This window comes from Photobacterium makurazakiensis (genome assembly GCF_050336715.1).
In the GTDB taxonomy this organism is placed as follows: Bacteria; Pseudomonadota; Gammaproteobacteria; order Enterobacterales; family Vibrionaceae; genus Photobacterium; species Photobacterium makurazakiensis.
The window spans coordinates 63,026-79,607 of record NZ_JAKJSJ010000011.1 but is presented as its reverse complement, the minus strand read 5'-3'; the positions used below and the strand labels follow the sequence as shown (position 1 = coordinate 79,607).

Here is a 16,582-nt window from a genome sequence, read left to right as displayed (position 1 = left end):
CATGACCTCATTCACTTTGATTGTTTTAAAAGATGACGCTGTTGAGTGTCTTGCGCTGCATACCGTTCTTGCCATTGAGACGGTTTTGAAACGCGTTCAATGCGCACGGCTGTAACTTTATATTCTGGACAGTTTGTGGCCCAATCAGAGTTATTGGTGGTAATAACGTTTGCGCCACTTTCTGGGTGGTGGAAGGTGGTATAGACGACACCCGCTAATACGCGAGTTGTTAAGGTAGCTCTTAGCGCTGTGCTTCCCGAGCGGCTAGAAATTCCCACCCAATCACCTTCATTAATCCCATAAAACTCAGCATCACTCGGGTGTATCTCTAATTTATCTTCATCGTGCCATACTTGATTTTCTGTCTTGCGTGTTTGCGCCCCCACGTTATATTGAGAGAGAATCCGACCGGTTGTTAATATCATCGGGTATTTACGTGAAGCCACCTCGCTAGTGGGGGCATATTCTGTCACGACAAATTTTCCCTTACCTCTAGAGAAAGTTTGTGTATGCATAATTGGCATGCCTGATGGATTCTCATCATTACATGGCCATTGCACACTGCCTTGCTGTTCAAGCTTTTCATAACTGACACCCGTAAAGCTTGGAACCAGTGTAGAAATCTCGGTCATGATTTCTTCTGGGTGTTTATAGTTCATCTCAAAACCCAGCGCGGTAGAAAGCGCTTGAGTCACTTCCCAGTCCTCTTTTTCTGCTAGTGGAGCCATTACTTTTCGCACGCGGTTTATACGGCGTTCGGCATTGGTAAATGTCCCATTTTTTTCAAGAAAACTTGAGCCGGGTAATAACACATGGGCAAATTTAGCGGTTTCATTGAGAAAAATATCTTGGACGATAAGACAATCTAGCTCACGTAAGGCTTTCTCAACATGTTGGGTATTGGGATCGGACTGAGCGATATCTTCACCTTGTACGTATAAGCCTTTAAAGCCACCGGAAATCGCTTCATCAAACATATTGGGTATGCGGTAGCCCGGTTCGCCATCTAACTCGACTCCCCATACGGCTTCAAATTTAGAGCGCGCAATGAGGTCTGATACGGATTGATAGCCAGGTAATTCATGTGGGAATGCCCCCATGTCGCATGAGCCTTGAACATTATTTTGCCCGCGTAAGGGGTTAATACCCACACCGGAGCGGCCAATATTACCTGTTGCCATTGCTAAGTTCGCGAGTGACATCACTGTGGTTGAGCCTTGGCTGTGTTCTGTTACACCTAAACCATAATAAACGGCGGCGTTTCTTGCTTCGCCATAAAGGTTTGCGACGGTTCGAATAAGCTCGGCGGGAACACCAGTGATCGTTGCTGTTTGTTCTGGGGAATTCGATGGGTCTAAAATGAAATCCAACCAAGCGTTATAACTTTCTTCTTCACAACGTTCACCAACAAATTGACTGTCGAGTTGGCCATTTACAGCCAAGACGTGCGTTATGGCATTGATAAGCGCGACGTTAGAGCCCGGTTTTAAGGCTAAATGATAGTGTTCATTGAGGAAGGGGGTATCAAGTAGATCAATACGCCTTGGGTCGATGACAATCAACTTTGCCCCTTGGCGAAGCCTTTTTCTCAAAAGAGAACCAAAGACGGGGTGGGCATCTGTTGGGTTCGCCCCCATGACAACGATCACGTCGGCATCGAGAACTGAGTCAAAATCTTGTGTTCCTGCGGATTCGCCCAGTGTTTGTTTCAGTCCATAACCCGTTGGAGAGTGGCAGACCCTCGCGCAGGTATCACTGTTATTATTACCAAACGCGCCACGGATCATTTTTTGGACAAGGTAAGCCTCTTCATTGGTACAACGCGATGAGGTAATGCCGCCGATACTTTTACGGCCATATTTTTTCTGAACGTTTTTCAGTTTATCGGCTGCAAACTCAATGGCTTCTTCCCAGCTGACGGCTCGCCATGGTTCGTCGATATGATCTCTGATCATTGGCTCTTTTAGGCGGTCGGGGTGAGTGGCATAACCAAAAGCAAACCGGCCTTTAACACAAGAGTGACCATGGTTAGCACCACCGCCCTTATAGGGCACCATATTAACTAATTGATCGCCTTTCATTTCAGCTTTGAATGAGCACCCGACACCACAGTAGGCGCAGGTTGTGATCACACTGCGTTCAGGTTGTCCGATTTGGATGATGTTATTTTCCATCAGTGCTGAGGTTGGGCACGCTTGGACACAAGAGCCGCATGATACGCAATCGGAAGATAAAAAGTCGTTACCTTGACCCACCGAAATCGCTGAGTCGAACCCCCGATTTTCCACGGTCAGCGCAAAGGAGCCTTGCGTTTCTGAACACGCACGTACACACCGCGAGCACACAATGCATTTAGCGGGATCAAAGGTGAAATACGGGTTCGAGGTGTCCTTTTCTTGCTGTAAATGGTTCTCTCCGTCAAAGCCATACCTGACTTCTCGTAAACCAACGGCACCTGCAACGTCTTGGAGTTCGCAGTTGCCATTTGCAGGGCACGTTAAGCAATCTAAAGGGTGATCAGAAATATACAACTCAACAATGTTTCTGCGCAGTTTGGCAATTTCATCGTTTTGTGTTTTGACCTTCATCCCTTCCATTACAGGTGTGGTACAAGAGGATGGCAACCCTCTACGACCTGCTATTTGAACGGCACAAACACGGCATGAACCAAAGGCTTCTAAACTGTCTGTTGCACAGAGTTTAGGGATAGTAATATTAAGTTGAGCCGCCGCACGCATGACGGATGTACCTTCGGGGACCGTGACAGGGAAACCATCAATTTCCAGAGTTACCATTACATCGGAGTTAACCTCTGGTGTACCAAAATCTTTCTCAAATACCGCAGGGTCAAAGGACACTGGGTCAAAATATTCAACCATTACATTTATCTCCAGTCGCGTTAAAATCTTCGGTAAAGTATTGAACGGCGCTTTTTACTGGATTGGGTGTCATACCGCCCATCGCACACATCGACCCCAACTCCATGGTTTGGCATAAGTCGTCTAATAAAATGAGATTTTCTTTACGATCAATATTGCTGAGAATACGATCAATGACCTCGACACCGCGTGTTGAGCCTATTCGGCAGGGTGTGCACTTACCGCATGATTCAATCGCGCAAAACTCCATGGCAAAGCGAGCCATTTGTGCCATATCGGCGGTGTCGTCAAACGCGACAATGCCACCGTGGCCCAGAACAGCACCGATTGCGGTAAAGGATTCATAATCCATCAATGTTTCCCATTGTTCTTCTGGGAGGTATGCCCCTAAAGGACCTCCAACTTGCACCGCTTTTAAATTTCGGCCACTGGCAGAGCCACCCCCAAAGCCATATAACAGCTCTTTGAGGCTGATACCAAAGGCTAGCTCTACCACGCCACCTTGGCGTAAGTTGCCTGCAAGTTGGAAGGGTAGGGTGCCTTTTGAACGCCCCATTCCATAATTGGCATAAGCCGCCGCACCGCATTCTAAGATATAAGGAATAGCAGCTAACGAAAGTACGTTATTGATGACGGTGGGTTGTCCAAAGAAACCTTTCAAAGCGGGGAGTGGTGGTTTGTTTCTTACGAGCCCTCTTTTTCCTTCCATGCTTTCTAGTAGTGAGGTCTCTTCGCCACAAATATAGGCCCCAGCACCCAGTCGAAGTTCTAAGTGGAAGGCTTTTCCTGAACCCAAAATATTATTGCCGAGATAGCCATCGCTTAATGCAATCTCTATCGCCTCATTCATGATATTAAAGGCATGTTTATATTCAGAGCGAATGTAGACATACCCTTTGGTCGCCCCAACTGCCAATCCAGCTATTATCATTCCTTCTATTAACATAAAAGGGTCTGACTCCATGACGAGGCGATCGGCAAACGTCCCAGAATCCCCCTCGTCGGCATTACAAACAATGTATTTACCGCCTGTTCCTGCGTTGGCTGTTCTCACCGTTTCCCATTTGATACCCGCAGGGAAAGCGGCACCACCACGGCCTCGAAGCCCTGACTCAGTAACTTCTTCAACAATCTCTTTGTCGGTTAATTGAATGGCTCTGCGTAGCCCTAAAAAACCACTCATTGCTATATAGTCTGCAATTGATGTCGGATCAGCTATGCCTGCGCGTTTGAAGGTGAGACGCTGTTGTTTTTTCAGGTAAGGGATATCTTCGGTTAACCCTAAGCAATAAGCATGATCGCCTGAGAGGAAGGCTCCTTTGGCCTCTAATAGTTCGGTGAGCTTATCAACGGTCATGTTAGGGTAAGCGATACGCCCTTTTGGGGTATGAACTTCCACTAATGGTTCTAACCAAAAAGCGCCGCGGGAACCGTTACGTATCATGGTAAATTCGTCGCCACGATTTTGAAGTAATGTGGCTAAACGGTCGGCTCCTAGGGAGATCGCGGTGGTATCTTTAGGGATGAATATTTTATCGTTCATCGGCCTCTCCCTCAGCGGTATACTGTTGGGTAATCGTGTGTTGAATTGAATCTATATTGGCTCGACCATACAGGTCGTCGCCGACACACACATTCGGTGCACACGCGCAATTTCCCATGCAGTAGATAGGTTCAATTTCGACAGCGTTTTTAACTGAGCAATCTTTTGTTTGCAGCCACTCTTTTATGCTATTGCCTAAACTTACGGCCCCCATGGCTTGGCATGCTTCAGCTTGGCATATTTTTACAACGACTTTAGCTGGTGGCGTTAAGCGGAAATAATGATAGAAGCTGATAACTCCATCAATATCGGCCTCTGTTCGGTGCAATTGCTGTGATATTACTTTTATGGCAACACGGGGTATATAACCGAACGTGTCTTGTAAGTCATGTAATATGGGAAGTAGCGGTCCTTCCTTATTAATATTACTCTCTATCACTTTGAGAGTTGAAAATTCAATGGCATCGGTTTGTAGAGTGGGGGCATAAATAGAAGAAGTTTGCATACAGTGCTTTCCTTCGATAATTCTTAGTTAATCTTATCCATAATTAACGATGTTAATTAGAGGGCTAATTAACCATTAAAAATAAGACTCTACGCTAGGGTGCTATGACTATTCTAAAAGCATGACAAATTAGGCTTTGAATATACTTTTAGAAAGTCATGAAAATAACGCTATCAATTAATTAAGCCGATACGGGGTCAACAACGCCAATATATTGGAGGTAATCAGCACTTGAGATGACATCGCCATATTTACTGTTAATATCAAATAAATTGGCATCATGGGGAGACTTGTGGCGATCCCCGACACAATCTTCGAGCACGATAACTCGAAAGCCATGTTGCATGGCATCTACTGCCGTTGCACGAACGCAGCCACTTGTTGAGCACCCTGCAATCACAACAGTATCGACTCCTGATGCCGTTAATGTTGAGGCTAATGTTGTACCAAAGAAAGCACTGGCATACTGCTTCGTTATCACCAATTCATTGGTTTGAGGAATTACACCTGGGCAAAACTCTGCCAGTATATTGCCTTCGACCATTTCCCTCATGACAGGGGCTTTCTTCACCCAAGTACCGCCATCAGCAAAGCTTGGTGAATGGTAACGAATGTTCGTATGTATCACCATTTCACCGGCTTTTCTTGCCTGCTTAAGAACAGATTCCGTTTTAGCTACAGCATTTACAACATCGGGCGCATATAATAATGAATTGGGCGTTGTATATGCTTTCATGAAGTCTACAAGCAATAGGGCAGATCTAGCACCGAACCCTATTTTTGTATCCCACACTCCCTGGTAATTATTTTGAACATCATTAATCGATTTTATATCGCTCATATTTAATGCCCTGTTATTTATAGTCACCTGATAGAAGTGCACCCGCACCAGGTACGACAGGCTCTAAGTTCAATTCTTTGAGCATGCGGTAGGTGGTCGCAATGGCTGCTGTCAAAACGGGTTTTTCTGTTTGCTGCTCGACGGTTGTTACCGCGGCAAGAGAAGGCATTTGTACACACGCTGATAGCACGATAGCATCAACCGAACTCGTATCCATTTCTGCGACGATAGCGGGTAGGTTCATTGGGTCATGGCGGGCCACATCGAGGTTATTCGGTATTTCTAATGCTCGATGGTCAACAACGTCAATACCTTCAGCTTGGATATAGTCAACCACCATTTGGGTTAATGGCTTCATATAAGGGGCAACTAACACAATACGTTTAGCGCCCATTGCATGTAAGCCTTCGACTAATGCGCCAGCACTTGTTACTACCGGTGTTGGTGAATCATTCGACTCGGTCACTTTCGTGAGGCGTGCTTGTGATTCACGGTGATAACCTAAACCCATAGACATTATTGCGACTAGGCAGGCATAGCCGAGTACATCGACTTTGGCATCACTTAATTCCAAAGCACAGCGATCAGATTCGGCATCCATTGCCGCGAGTTCTTCTTTACTGACTGTTTTCATGCGCATACGGCTAGAGTGGAAGGTGAATCTCTCAGGGCGTATGCCTTGTCGCGCAAGTAGCATGGCTGGGATTTCTGTTTCCATTGTCACATTTGAACTTGGGACAATCTGACCAATTTTGAATAATTTGCTCATGGTGTTAGTTTCCTTACTTATTTTCCTGATGCGGGTAATTAGCAGCGCTATAGTTTTACACCCAAGAACGGGGTTAATTGTTCAAAGAAGCCATCGAGATCATCCCATGGGATCATATGCCCTGCTTTTTCTACTTTAACTATTGAGATAGAAGGTAGTAGCTCACGCATTTCTGCTTCATCAACGGGTTCAATTACGCCGCCTTTACCTGCGACCATGAGTAGTGTCGGAATAGTGATGTTGGGAATATATTGATGGATATCGTCATTATGAAAACCGTCATAGGTTACTCGAACGGCTTTTTCATCACAGGTATGTAACCATTCAGCGCGTAGAGTGAGTTGTTCGTCGGTCCACGTTGCACAGTATTTACGCATGGCTTCGGCATCACACCCAGCCGTCGCTTCAGCCATTGAGTCGATATACCAAGGTAGTTTGCTTGGGTAAGCGCGTCGACCTGGGCCTGAAACAGGGGGGTCGATGAGTACCAGCTGGGTACAGCCGGTTTGACTCATTGCCTCGGCTCGTATGGCAAAACGAGCTCCCATTGAATGGCCAACCAAAGTGTATTCATCAAATTTCATCGCTTGAGCAAAATCCACAATGTCTTTGGCACAAGTATCAAGATCATAGTCGAGCTCGGGGCCAGAAGACGATAGTCCCCTTCCTCGCACATCGAGTACATAGGTATCAAACTGGGTCGCAAAACGTTCTGCAACGAACTCCCATGTAATCGCTGGGCTAGTAATACCAGGAACAATCAGCACTTTTGGTCCTTTTCCACCATAGCGTAAGTAGTGCTGTCTGATGCCGTTAGCGTGGACATTGCCACCGTTTAAGAATGCTGAACTCATGCTAGTGTCTCGCTCTTCAATGAAACAGCGTATACGTCGTAGTCATATACCCAAGATGGATCTTCTTGTTCTTTCAGCCATGTATTTGCATTGGAAACACGTTGAACACGTGAAGCGCGCTCTTTACGGTTGGATTCATAAAGGTCAAAAGCGGTTTCATAATCTTCAAGTCCCACTTCATCAAAACAGCGCAGTAGCATTGCTGCATCTTCAATCGCCATACAAGCACCTTGTGCCATATGAGGCTTCATTGGGTGGCAAGCGTCACCAAGCATGACAAGACGACCGCGGCTCCATAGAGGTAATGGGTTGCGATTTTTTAACGCCCAGCGGGTAACTGATTCGGTGGAATCAATAAGAGCTTGAACGGTAGGGTGGTAACCTTCGAATGCTTCGTACATTTCTTCTTGGCTACTTTGTACAAAAGAACCTTCAAAATCTAACTCTGGTTGAGGCACACCTGTCACATAATAATATTCATCACGCTTGCCCGTTGTGTAATAGACCATCATATGGCGGTCTTCACTCCACCATTTAACACAAGGCTCAAACGTCATATTATGTTTGGCTAATTGCTCTCCTGTTATCAATGCTCGGTGTGCAACCCAGCCACTGTATGTAGGCTGCTCGGGGCCTAGCAGAACTTCCCTGATTTTAGAATTGATACCATCAGCACCGATAACGATGTCTGCTCGTGTTGTTGTACCATCAGAAAATGTTAGTAACACATCATCGCCAGAATCATCAATCGCTTCTAGCCCTTTACCGAAGTGCATTGTTCCATCTTGAATGGCATCAATTTGCATTGCATGGAGATCACCACGGTGAACAGTAATATAAGAAGCACCGTACTCTTTCTTTGCAAACTCACCCAACGGGATCCTTGACATATATTCGCCAGTGCGGCCGTCACGGCTGAACCAGAAGTCGGGGTGTGAACTCATCAAATTTAGTTTGTCTTCCATCCCCAGACGTCTGAATATTTTCATCACATTGGGGCCAATATGGATACCTGCGCCCAAGCGGTTAAAGCTTTGAGCTTGCTCATACACATCAACTTTATACCCTGCCTGCTGTAACAGAGCTGCTGCCGCTGCCCCACCTAAGCCTGCCCCAACGATTGCTATTTTCTTATTTGATTTAAAGCCACTCATTCGAATTCCTTCTTCATCTTATTTGATCTAAATGTCTACCAACCCGCTAAGTGTGTTGCCTTAGCCTTCCTGTTATTAATTTGTAGCGTACACGCTATAAATTGACAATGTTAAATTACCGTTAAGTTGTATGTATTGAACATTCATCACATTTATATAAATTGCAATATTATCAACTTATATTGTTTTTTGTTATTAATCAGTGATTTGTTGATTTATTTGTTTTTTGTTGCCGATGTGTGTGTTGGTTTTTTACAATTTATAGGTGCATATTTTTTAACATTGTGCATACAATTGAAGTCATCAATGAGCGTATACGCTATACATGAGCAGGTCGGGAACAACTTGGTTATACATAGCAAATATTTAATTTCAAAGGAGTGAAGGAAATGCCAGTTAGTGACTCACAATTAACGCAAATGTTTGAGCACGTACTTGAGCTGTCTTGTGTTGACCACTCGCAATCTGTCGCAATACTATCTAGTCATTATTCTGATCAACGTACAGTGAAAGCAGCGTTTGATGCAGCGCAGCGTTTAGGTGCCAAAGTATATAAAGTCGAGCTGCCAGCATTTAATCATCCTGTAGCGATGGGGAATGACTTAACGGCTTATTGTGGTGACACGCCATTAACGGGAAATATTGCAGCGCAAAGAGCACTAGAAGCTGCTGATTTGATTGTAGATACGATGATGTTGCTTCACTCTCCCGAGCAGGAGCAGATCTTAAAAACAGGGACACGCATCTTACTTGCTGTGGAGCCGCCTGAAGTCTTAGCCAGAATGTTGCCAACGAAAGAAGATAAGTTGCGGGTAGAAGCCTCTCAGGCATTATTGCAACAAGCATCCTCAATGACAGTTACATCCGAAGCGGGTACGAATTTACGTGTACAGCTGGGGCAATACCCTGCAGTGACAGAATACGGCTATGCGGACAAACCTGGACGGTGGGATCACTGGCCAAGTGGTTTCTTGTTTACATGGCCAAATGAAGAAACGGCAGAAGGGATAATCGTTATTGATAAAGGTGATATTTTATTACCGTTTAAAAATTACACTCGCGAAAAGATAACCCTCGAAATTGAAAAAGGCTTTATTACAAATATTTCAGGTGGCTTTGAAGCCGAGTATTTACGTGAATATATGGATTATTTTAATGATCCTGAGGCATTCGGGATTTCTCATATTGGGTGGGGATTACAACCTCGCGCACAATGGACTGCCATGGGCTTACATGACAAAAATGATGGTATGTGCATGGATGCTCGCGCTTTCTACGGTAACTTTTTATTTTCAACAGGGCCAAATACAGAAGTAGGCGGTACGCGAAAAACACCTTGTCACATGGATATCCCGCTAAGGGGGTGCAGTATTTACCTAGATGATGCACCTGTTGTTATTAAAGGAGATGTTGTTGCACCAGATGCCTCAATGGTGAAGTGAAGATATGAATGATTTCGCTGAACACGATAGCAATTTATAAATAATAATGAGCAAGGAGTTACTCATGGCAGATTATGTATTAAATACTTGGTATCCACTCACGTGGTCACGCGGTATTAAGCAAGCATTATCGAAGCACAGAATTACCGGGCAAGATGTCGTCCTTTATCGGAATAGTAATAATGCTGTTATTGCTATGGAAGATATGTGCCCACACCGATTACTCCCTTTATCGAAAGGCAAGTTGAAAGGTGATGATATTGAATGTGGATATCATGGCGTCACCTTTAATTGTTCCGGCGAGTGTATTCGTGTACCGGGGCAAGACATCATTCCTCGTAGTGCGAAAGTACGTACTTATCCAACTCATGAAAAACTAGGGCTTGTTTGGATTTGGATGGGGGAGGCAAGCCTTGCTGATCCATCAGAGATCATTGATATTCCTGAATACAACTCTGAAGACTGGAGCGTTGTAGAGGGGGACGCACTTGAAATCAAAGCAAATTATTTAAGTCTTGCTGATAACTTATGTGATCCAGCACACGTGAGTTTTGTACACCTAAGTACGCTGGGTAATGCTGCAAGTGAAGATATTCCAGTGCATCATAAAGTTGAAGAGAAGAAGATTCTGACATGGCGTTGGATTATCGATGCTCCTGCGATCCCTATTTTTGAAAAGTACGGTAACTTCAAAGGTAATGTTGATCGTTGGCATTATTATCATTATTACGCACCAAGCATTGCCATTATTGATTTTGGCAGCGCGGAAACAGGCACAGGGGCACAGGAAGGGAGTCGAGAGGGAGCAATGCAAGTGCTAGCCTGTCACTTCATGACGCCAGTCGATGAATTTAACTCGATTGATCATTGGTTACATATTAAAAACTTCCAGGCAGACGAGCAGACCAATAAGGCTCTGTCGGCTGACTTTAGGCTGGCATTTGATGAAGATAAAGAGATACTTGAAGCAATTCAAGAGAAAGAAATACAACATCCAGATCGTAAAAGGCTGAAAATTGCGATTGATGCTGCACCTGCAAGAATGCGCCGTATTGTCGATAACATGATTAATGCTGAAGCTAGTACTGATGCAAACAATGAACTGCTAATTCCAATCACTTCTAACGGCTAATATTATGAACTCAAAACCTTTTTTACTCGGTTGTAATGGAAGAGGGGTGCAATTGTCATCCTTAGATAAGCCTATATCGCTCGATGAACTGCCGATATACGAACAATTTAAATTGGTTAGTGAATCTGGTGTGTTTGATTATTTTGACCGTATTCCATTACGCTCTAATATTGATGAGTATAAACATGCTATTGAGACATTTAATCTCCCCGTTCATACCGCAAGTTGGTTTTACCAATTAGGTGAAGACGACGATCTACTTGATGATAACTTACGTATATGCCAAGAAATTGGTGCAAGCTGTCATAATATAATGACCTTTAAGCACCATAAAGACGGACATGTTTTAACGAACTTAGAGATTTGCGATCATTACTTAAGCACGTACGACAAAGCAATGAGCTTAGGTGTTGAGCCGACCTTTGAACTACATGTAAATATGTGGACAGAAGACTTTCTTAGGGTTCAGGAAGTAGCTGAGCTGGTGCAAGCTCGAGGGATCCCATTCAATTTCACACTGGATTACAGCCATGTTAATTTCAAAATTGGCAACCCGGAAGAGCTAGAGTTATCTGGGGTACGAGAAGCCGTAGCCCGTGGTGAGGTTATTCTGGACCCGTTTGAACCTGATTCTTTGTGTGATAAATGGTTAAACATGGGCATTGTTAAATGGTTACAGTTAAGAACTGTTGCGCCTAATCAGCCACATAATTTATGGCATAAAGTGAATGATGAAGAATATGCTCGTGGTATTCAATATCCAATCGTTAAACCGAAAGAAGGGGAATGGCATTCAGAGTGGAGCGCTTATTTACTTGAACCATCAAAAGAAGCGATTAGAAAAGCATTGAAATATCATAAGAACACCCCTGATAGTCCATTAAAGTATATAACAACAGAAATGATCAACCTACCAGATTATGGGTTAGGAGCTAAATATAATTTATTCGAACAAAATGTAGAAGCAGCGAAATTTATAAGAAGTACATGGGAAGAATTAAATAAATAAGTTAAATATAAACTTAAAGATAAAGTGAGGGATAATAATGGCCGAAATAACATATATTGAACCTGATGGTAATAGTCGTAAAGTCTACGTTGAAAACGGGCAAAGTTTGATGCAGGGAGCAATTAATAACGACATCAACGGAATTGAAGCTGAATGCGGTGGTGCGTGCGTTTGTGCAACATGTCATATTAGAGTTGATGAGGCTTGGTTCTCAAAAATCCCTCCTGCAGAGGAGGTAGAGCAACTAACGCTCGAAGAAACAGAAAACCCTACAATACATTCAAGGTTAGCATGCCAGATACAAGTGAATGATTCGCTTGATGGCCTTGTTATTCATGTGCAGGATTCGTCGTTCTAGTGGGCTTAGCCCACTTTATTTCAGCATTTTCATTGTGATAAAAACTTATCAATAAATATTTCCATTGACCGGATAAGCCTTGCCCATAAACGTTAACTTTTGGGGCGCTGTATGTTTGTAATATTATTAATAACAACATACAGTAATGGCGATATATTTAGGAAGCAATATGAACAATAACGAAATAGCTATTACCAGACCATCAACTGATCAATTATATAGTAAAGTAACGTGGCGTTTAATTCCATTTTTGTCTCTGTGCTATTTGGCTGCTTATTTAGACCGAATTAATGTCGGTATAGCTAAGCTACAAATGACTGGTGATTTAGGTTTTAGTGAAGCGATATATGGTTTAGGTGCAGGGTTATTTTTTATAGGTTATATAGTCTTTGAAATTCCCAGCAACCTACTTTTGCAAAAAGTTGGAGCAAGATGGTGGATTGCAAGGATTATGGTCACTTGGGGTCTATTATCTGCCGCGACGATGTTTGTAACCACACCCACGCAATTTTATATTGTTCGTTTCCTTTTGGGTGTGGCCGAAGCAGGTTTTGTTCCAGGTGTTTTACTTTATCTTACATACTGGTACCCCACCTATAAGCGCGGAAAAATTATAGGCTTATTCTTAATGGGGCTTCCTGCCGCATCAATTATAGGTGGCCCACTTTCTGGATGGATAATGGAAACGTTTAATGGGGCTCGAGGGCTAGCTGGTTGGCAATGGCTCTTCTTCTTAGAAGCGCTTCCGTCAGTTATTTTAGGTCTGCTTGTGTTTATGTTTCTTCCGGATGGCATTAGACAAGCGAAATGGTTAAGTGACGATGAAAAAGAGGAACTTGAATATAACCTAGAGCAAGACCATAAAGAATCAAAGCAAAAACATTCAATAAAAGATGGTATAGCCTCAGTACGTGTCTGGATATTATGTTTTATTGATATGAGCTTTATGATGGCTACCTACGCTATCGGATTCTGGTTGCCAACACTTCTTTTAGAAGCTGGAGCTGGTAGTGTTTCTGAAATTGGTTATTTGTCTGCTATTCCGCCTTTAGTTGCACTCTGCACTCTTTTACTTTTGGCTATGAGCTCGGATAAACATCGCGAGAGACGATGGCACCTTGCTATGCCATTACTTGTCGGTGCTGTAGGTCTAGTGCTTAGTATTTTCTATACCGACAATTTGACGATGACTGTATTGTGCTTCACCTTAGCTAATGCTGGTATTGTTTCTGCGTCAGCTGTTTTCTGGTGTCTTCCTGGTACTTTCTTACGCGGTGCTGCTGCTGCTGTCGGTATCGCATTGATTACCTCTGTCGCTAACATTGGTGGTTTTATAGCAACTTCTGCTCTGGGCTGGCTGAAAGAGCTAACGGATTCTTCTAGCTCTGGGATGCTTATATTTTCGGCGTTCCTACTCATGAGTGTTGTGCTTGTTTTACGCTTGCCGAAGGAAGAAGTGAATAGATAAGGTTGAATGGGGTAATTTTGGCTTAATTGTCTCAATTACCCATTTACTGTTTATTACAGGTGATATTATGAATAAAGAACGCGTTGTTATTATTGGAGGGGGACATGCTGGTGGCTCTGCAGCGGCATTTCTTCGACAGTACGGTTTTACTGGTACTATAACCATTATTGGCTCTGAGTCTAACCCACCTTATCAGCGTCCGCCGCTCTCTAAGGCGTATATTAAGGGAGTTGCAGATTCTAATAGCCTTTTACTAAGACCGAGTACGTTTTACCAAGAAAAAAATATAGATATTAAGCTGAACACGAGTGTCACTCGTATTGATCGTAATAATAAAACTGTTGAAACTGCATGTGGCGAAACATTGAGTTACGAGTATTTAATTATTGCGACAGGTTCAAGACCACGTGTTTTAAATATTCCGGGAAAAGAAAGTAACGGAATTATATATCTACGCAGTATTGAAGATGCAGAGCGTTTAAAGTCAGGCATTAACCCTGACACGAAAGTAGCCATTATTGGTGGTGGATATATTGGCCTTGAGGTCGCCGCATCAGCACGCGGCTTAGGGGCAGATGTAACGGTTATAGAGCAAGAGCCGACATTACTCTCACGCGTAGCATCAAACCATTTATCCGGTTTTCTCTTGAACGCGCATCAGGAACAAGGTGTTAATTTCTTACTGAGTGCTAGCGTAACGGATTTTAATCATATGAATGGTCAACTGGAGAGCGTTAGCCTTTCAAACGGTCAAAAGGTTGATTGCGACATTGCTGTAGTTGGCATTGGCGCGATCCCCAATACTGAGATCGCGAACTATGCAGGCATTCGGTGTTCAAACGGGATCACTGTTGATCGGGATTCTAGAACCAGTGATCCCCATATTTTTGCCATTGGAGATGTAGCAAATCGCTATGTGTCAGTTTCAGAAACTAACCTGCGATTAGAAAGTGTCCAGAATGCGTTAGAACAAGCTAAAGTGGTGGCTAACAATATAGTGAAGAAACCGAACAAACCGGAAGAAACGCCGTGGTTTTGGTCAGATCAATATGACTATAAACTTCAAATCGCAGGTATGAAAAATACCGCAACTAGCCAAGTGGTGAGGAAGTCTAATAACGCAAATGGCTTATCGGTTTTTCATCTGAAGAATAATCGCTTAGTATCGGTGGAGTGTATCAATAGCCCCGTCGACTTCATGCAGGGGAAAAAACTCATTCATACAGATGCTAAGATGGACAGTACATTGCTTTCTAATGCCGACCTATCACTGCGCGATTGTGTATTAACAGATAAGCTAGAACTACAGTCGTAGAATTAGAGTTTTATCATGCGCATGTATTTATTTAGGTTGATATATGTTTTGGTTAGTTACTGATATTTAACGTTTTGTACTTGGATATGATAGGCAAGCCATGAGTGCAGTCGCTAACCATTTTTATTTTGACCAGCCATCTACGGCTAACAAATTCTCTTCTACAGATGGCTTTATCTGGGTCTTCTTCTTGTCTTTATAAGATACACTCTTTATTGTTTTGGCTTAGTAGCGTGAAACGAGGAAAATAAAGACGATGTACAGTTTTGAGCAATTAAAGATGTTTGTTGCAGTGTGTGATTGCGGTTCGATTTCTGCGGCGGCAAGAAAGCTGAAACGTGCGCAGTCAGGTGTTAGCCAATCTATTTCAAACCTTGAAATCGCTTTAAACCAATCCTTGTTTGACCGCAGTGGCAATACGCCAAAATTGACGGTTGAAGGTGAAGCATTATTGCCGATAGCACGCTCAATATTGTTACAGCAACAACGGTTAGATCAGAAGGTCGCAGCACTCGACGCCGCCGAAGAGCACGCATTGATTATAGCCATTGAAGAGAGCCTGATTGAGCCGGCGCTGTTACGTCAATTGGCCGAAATTGGTGAGCAGTACCCGATGACCAATATTGAACTCTTATCTTCTTCGACATTTGATATTCGTGGCATGGTGAGTGAAGGCAGTGCACATATCGGTGTCGTCTATGCTGATGGTAAAATGCAAGAAAATACCGAGTTTTCGACATTAGGCTATAACCGATTCGTCACGCTTGCGGCCCCCTCACATCCATTAGCGCATATGTCGGTGTTGAAAGATTCTGACTTAAGAAATTACCGCCAGATAGTACAACGCGCTTCATCAGGGCAAGAGCTTTGGTTTAGTTACGCAATTAGCTCTCAGGTTTGGCATGCTAATACTCACCAATTGCTGTTGGATCTTGCTTCTGAGGGGCTGGGGTGGGCTATTGCGCCACAACGACTTGCTTCTGCATATATCGAACAAGGGAAGTTAGCGATATTGAACGTGGAGTATGAACCGGAAGGGTGGATGACGACCATAGATGTTATTCAAACCCGTCGGCACACCGCAGGCCCGGTTCGACAGGCTGTACTGAATACATTAAATAAAGCTTTCGAGCATTATCGGTTTTAGGCTATTTGCCGTAGTTGTTGCGATCAGTTTTGTTGTTTATCATTTGAGCGTTGTTTCTTCATTTTCAATATCCAGAGAATGAATCGGTATACCCATTTCCCTATTTTTCCTGCAGATGAACGTGGGTACTGGCTGTAGCAAAATAAACATAAGCCCGGTAGCAGAA

The 16,582-nt window shown here is 43.6% G+C and carries 14 protein-coding genes; 7 read left to right on the top strand and 7 right to left on the bottom strand.

Going from position 1 to position 16,582, the window contains the following annotated elements; genetic code table 11:
• Positions 1-11: 11 nt before the first annotated feature.
• From fdhF to L4D09_RS03935, 7 genes are all read right to left on the bottom strand, one after another.
• Positions 12-2,879, bottom strand: a complete 2,868-nt coding sequence (fdhF, locus tag L4D09_RS03965) for a formate dehydrogenase subunit alpha (RefSeq protein ID WP_428456200.1) — start codon at positions 2,877-2,879, stop codon at positions 12-14.
• Complete coding sequence (locus L4D09_RS03960; RefSeq protein ID WP_428456199.1) at positions 2,872-4,422, bottom strand: formate dehydrogenase beta subunit; 1,551 nt, start codon at positions 4,420-4,422, stop codon at positions 2,872-2,874. Before L4D09_RS03960 ends, fdhF begins: the two co-directional genes overlap by 8 nt.
• Entirely contained in the window at positions 4,412-4,927 is a 516-nt protein-coding gene (locus L4D09_RS03955) for an NAD(P)H-dependent oxidoreductase subunit E (protein ID WP_428456198.1), read from the bottom strand. Before L4D09_RS03955 ends, L4D09_RS03960 begins: the two co-directional genes overlap by 11 nt.
• A 181-nt stretch (positions 4,928-5,108) precedes the next feature.
• Positions 5,109-5,768: an N-carbamoylsarcosine amidohydrolase gene (locus tag L4D09_RS03950; RefSeq protein WP_428456197.1), complete on the bottom strand. Its 660-nt coding sequence runs from the start codon at positions 5,766-5,768 to the stop codon at positions 5,109-5,111.
• Positions 5,769-5,781: 13 nt separating this feature from the next.
• On the bottom strand, positions 5,782-6,537 hold the full coding sequence (locus L4D09_RS03945; protein WP_428456196.1) for a maleate cis-trans isomerase family protein: 756 nt from the start codon (positions 6,535-6,537) through the stop codon (positions 5,782-5,784).
• Between the two features lie 47 nt (positions 6,538-6,584).
• On the bottom strand, positions 6,585-7,391 hold the full coding sequence (locus tag L4D09_RS03940) for an alpha/beta fold hydrolase (RefSeq protein ID WP_428456195.1): 807 nt from the start codon (positions 7,389-7,391) through the stop codon (positions 6,585-6,587).
• Positions 7,388-8,545: an FAD-dependent monooxygenase gene (locus tag L4D09_RS03935; protein ID WP_428456194.1), complete on the bottom strand. Its 1,158-nt coding sequence runs from the start codon at positions 8,543-8,545 to the stop codon at positions 7,388-7,390. The genes L4D09_RS03940 and L4D09_RS03935 overlap by 4 nt, the downstream gene beginning before the upstream one ends.
• Positions 8,546-8,934: 389 nt before the next feature.
• Between L4D09_RS03935 and L4D09_RS03930 the strand changes: the two genes are divergently transcribed.
• From L4D09_RS03930 to L4D09_RS03900, 7 genes are all read left to right on the top strand, one after another.
• Positions 8,935-9,987 (top strand): 2,5-dihydroxypyridine 5,6-dioxygenase, encoded by a 1,053-nt coding sequence (locus L4D09_RS03930; RefSeq protein ID WP_428456193.1) that lies wholly within the window; start codon positions 8,935-8,937, stop codon positions 9,985-9,987.
• Between the two features lie 64 nt (positions 9,988-10,051).
• Complete coding sequence (locus L4D09_RS03925) at positions 10,052-11,119, top strand: aromatic ring-hydroxylating dioxygenase subunit alpha (RefSeq protein ID WP_428456192.1); 1,068 nt, start codon at positions 10,052-10,054, stop codon at positions 11,117-11,119.
• Positions 11,120-11,123: 4 nt separating this feature from the next.
• Entirely contained in the window at positions 11,124-12,128 is a 1,005-nt protein-coding gene (locus L4D09_RS03920; RefSeq protein ID WP_428456191.1) for a hypothetical protein, read from the top strand.
• 37 nt (positions 12,129-12,165) lie between these two features.
• Entirely contained in the window at positions 12,166-12,486 is a 321-nt protein-coding gene (locus L4D09_RS03915; protein ID WP_428456190.1) for a 2Fe-2S iron-sulfur cluster-binding protein, read from the top strand.
• Positions 12,487-12,655: 169 nt separating this feature from the next.
• Positions 12,656-13,954, top strand: a complete 1,299-nt coding sequence (locus L4D09_RS03910; RefSeq protein ID WP_428456189.1) for an MFS transporter — start codon at positions 12,656-12,658, stop codon at positions 13,952-13,954.
• Positions 13,955-14,021: 67 nt separating this feature from the next.
• Positions 14,022-15,269, top strand: a complete 1,248-nt coding sequence (locus L4D09_RS03905) for an NAD(P)/FAD-dependent oxidoreductase (protein ID WP_428456188.1) — start codon at positions 14,022-14,024, stop codon at positions 15,267-15,269.
• A gap of 256 nt (positions 15,270-15,525) precedes the next feature.
• The gene (locus L4D09_RS03900; RefSeq protein WP_428456187.1) at positions 15,526-16,416 is read left to right on the top strand and encodes a LysR family transcriptional regulator; all 891 of its coding nucleotides are present in this window, start codon (positions 15,526-15,528) and stop codon (positions 16,414-16,416) included.
• Positions 16,417-16,582: the final 166 nt, after the last annotated feature.

What these genes read in the sequence shown, in the direction of transcription:
- L4D09_RS03955 (WP_428456198.1), bottom strand. Translation starts at nt 4,927, where the DNA reads ATGCAAACTTCTTCTATTTATGCCCCCACTCTACAAACCGATGCCATT.
- L4D09_RS03935 (WP_428456194.1), bottom strand. Translation starts at nt 8,545, where the DNA reads ATGAGTGGCTTTAAATCAAATAAGAAAATAGCAATCGTTGGGGCAGGC.
- L4D09_RS03910 (WP_428456189.1), top strand. Translation starts at nt 12,656, where the DNA reads ATGAACAATAACGAAATAGCTATTACCAGACCATCAACTGATCAATTA.
- L4D09_RS03960 (WP_428456199.1), bottom strand. Translation starts at nt 4,422, where the DNA reads ATGAACGATAAAATATTCATCCCTAAAGATACCACCGCGATCTCCCTA.
- fdhF (WP_428456200.1), bottom strand. Translation starts at nt 2,879, where the DNA reads ATGGTTGAATATTTTGACCCAGTGTCCTTTGACCCTGCGGTATTTGAG.
- L4D09_RS03905 (WP_428456188.1), top strand. Translation starts at nt 14,022, where the DNA reads ATGAATAAAGAACGCGTTGTTATTATTGGAGGGGGACATGCTGGTGGC.
- L4D09_RS03940 (WP_428456195.1), bottom strand. Translation starts at nt 7,391, where the DNA reads ATGAGTTCAGCATTCTTAAACGGTGGCAATGTCCACGCTAACGGCATC.
- L4D09_RS03915 (WP_428456190.1), top strand. Translation starts at nt 12,166, where the DNA reads ATGGCCGAAATAACATATATTGAACCTGATGGTAATAGTCGTAAAGTC.
- L4D09_RS03945 (WP_428456196.1), bottom strand. Translation starts at nt 6,537, where the DNA reads ATGAGCAAATTATTCAAAATTGGTCAGATTGTCCCAAGTTCAAATGTG.
- L4D09_RS03930 (WP_428456193.1), top strand. Translation starts at nt 8,935, where the DNA reads ATGCCAGTTAGTGACTCACAATTAACGCAAATGTTTGAGCACGTACTT.
- L4D09_RS03950 (WP_428456197.1), bottom strand. Translation starts at nt 5,768, where the DNA reads ATGAGCGATATAAAATCGATTAATGATGTTCAAAATAATTACCAGGGA.
- L4D09_RS03920 (WP_428456191.1), top strand. Translation starts at nt 11,124, where the DNA reads ATGAACTCAAAACCTTTTTTACTCGGTTGTAATGGAAGAGGGGTGCAA.
- L4D09_RS03900 (WP_428456187.1), top strand. Translation starts at nt 15,526, where the DNA reads ATGTACAGTTTTGAGCAATTAAAGATGTTTGTTGCAGTGTGTGATTGC.
- L4D09_RS03925 (WP_428456192.1), top strand. Translation starts at nt 10,052, where the DNA reads ATGGCAGATTATGTATTAAATACTTGGTATCCACTCACGTGGTCACGC.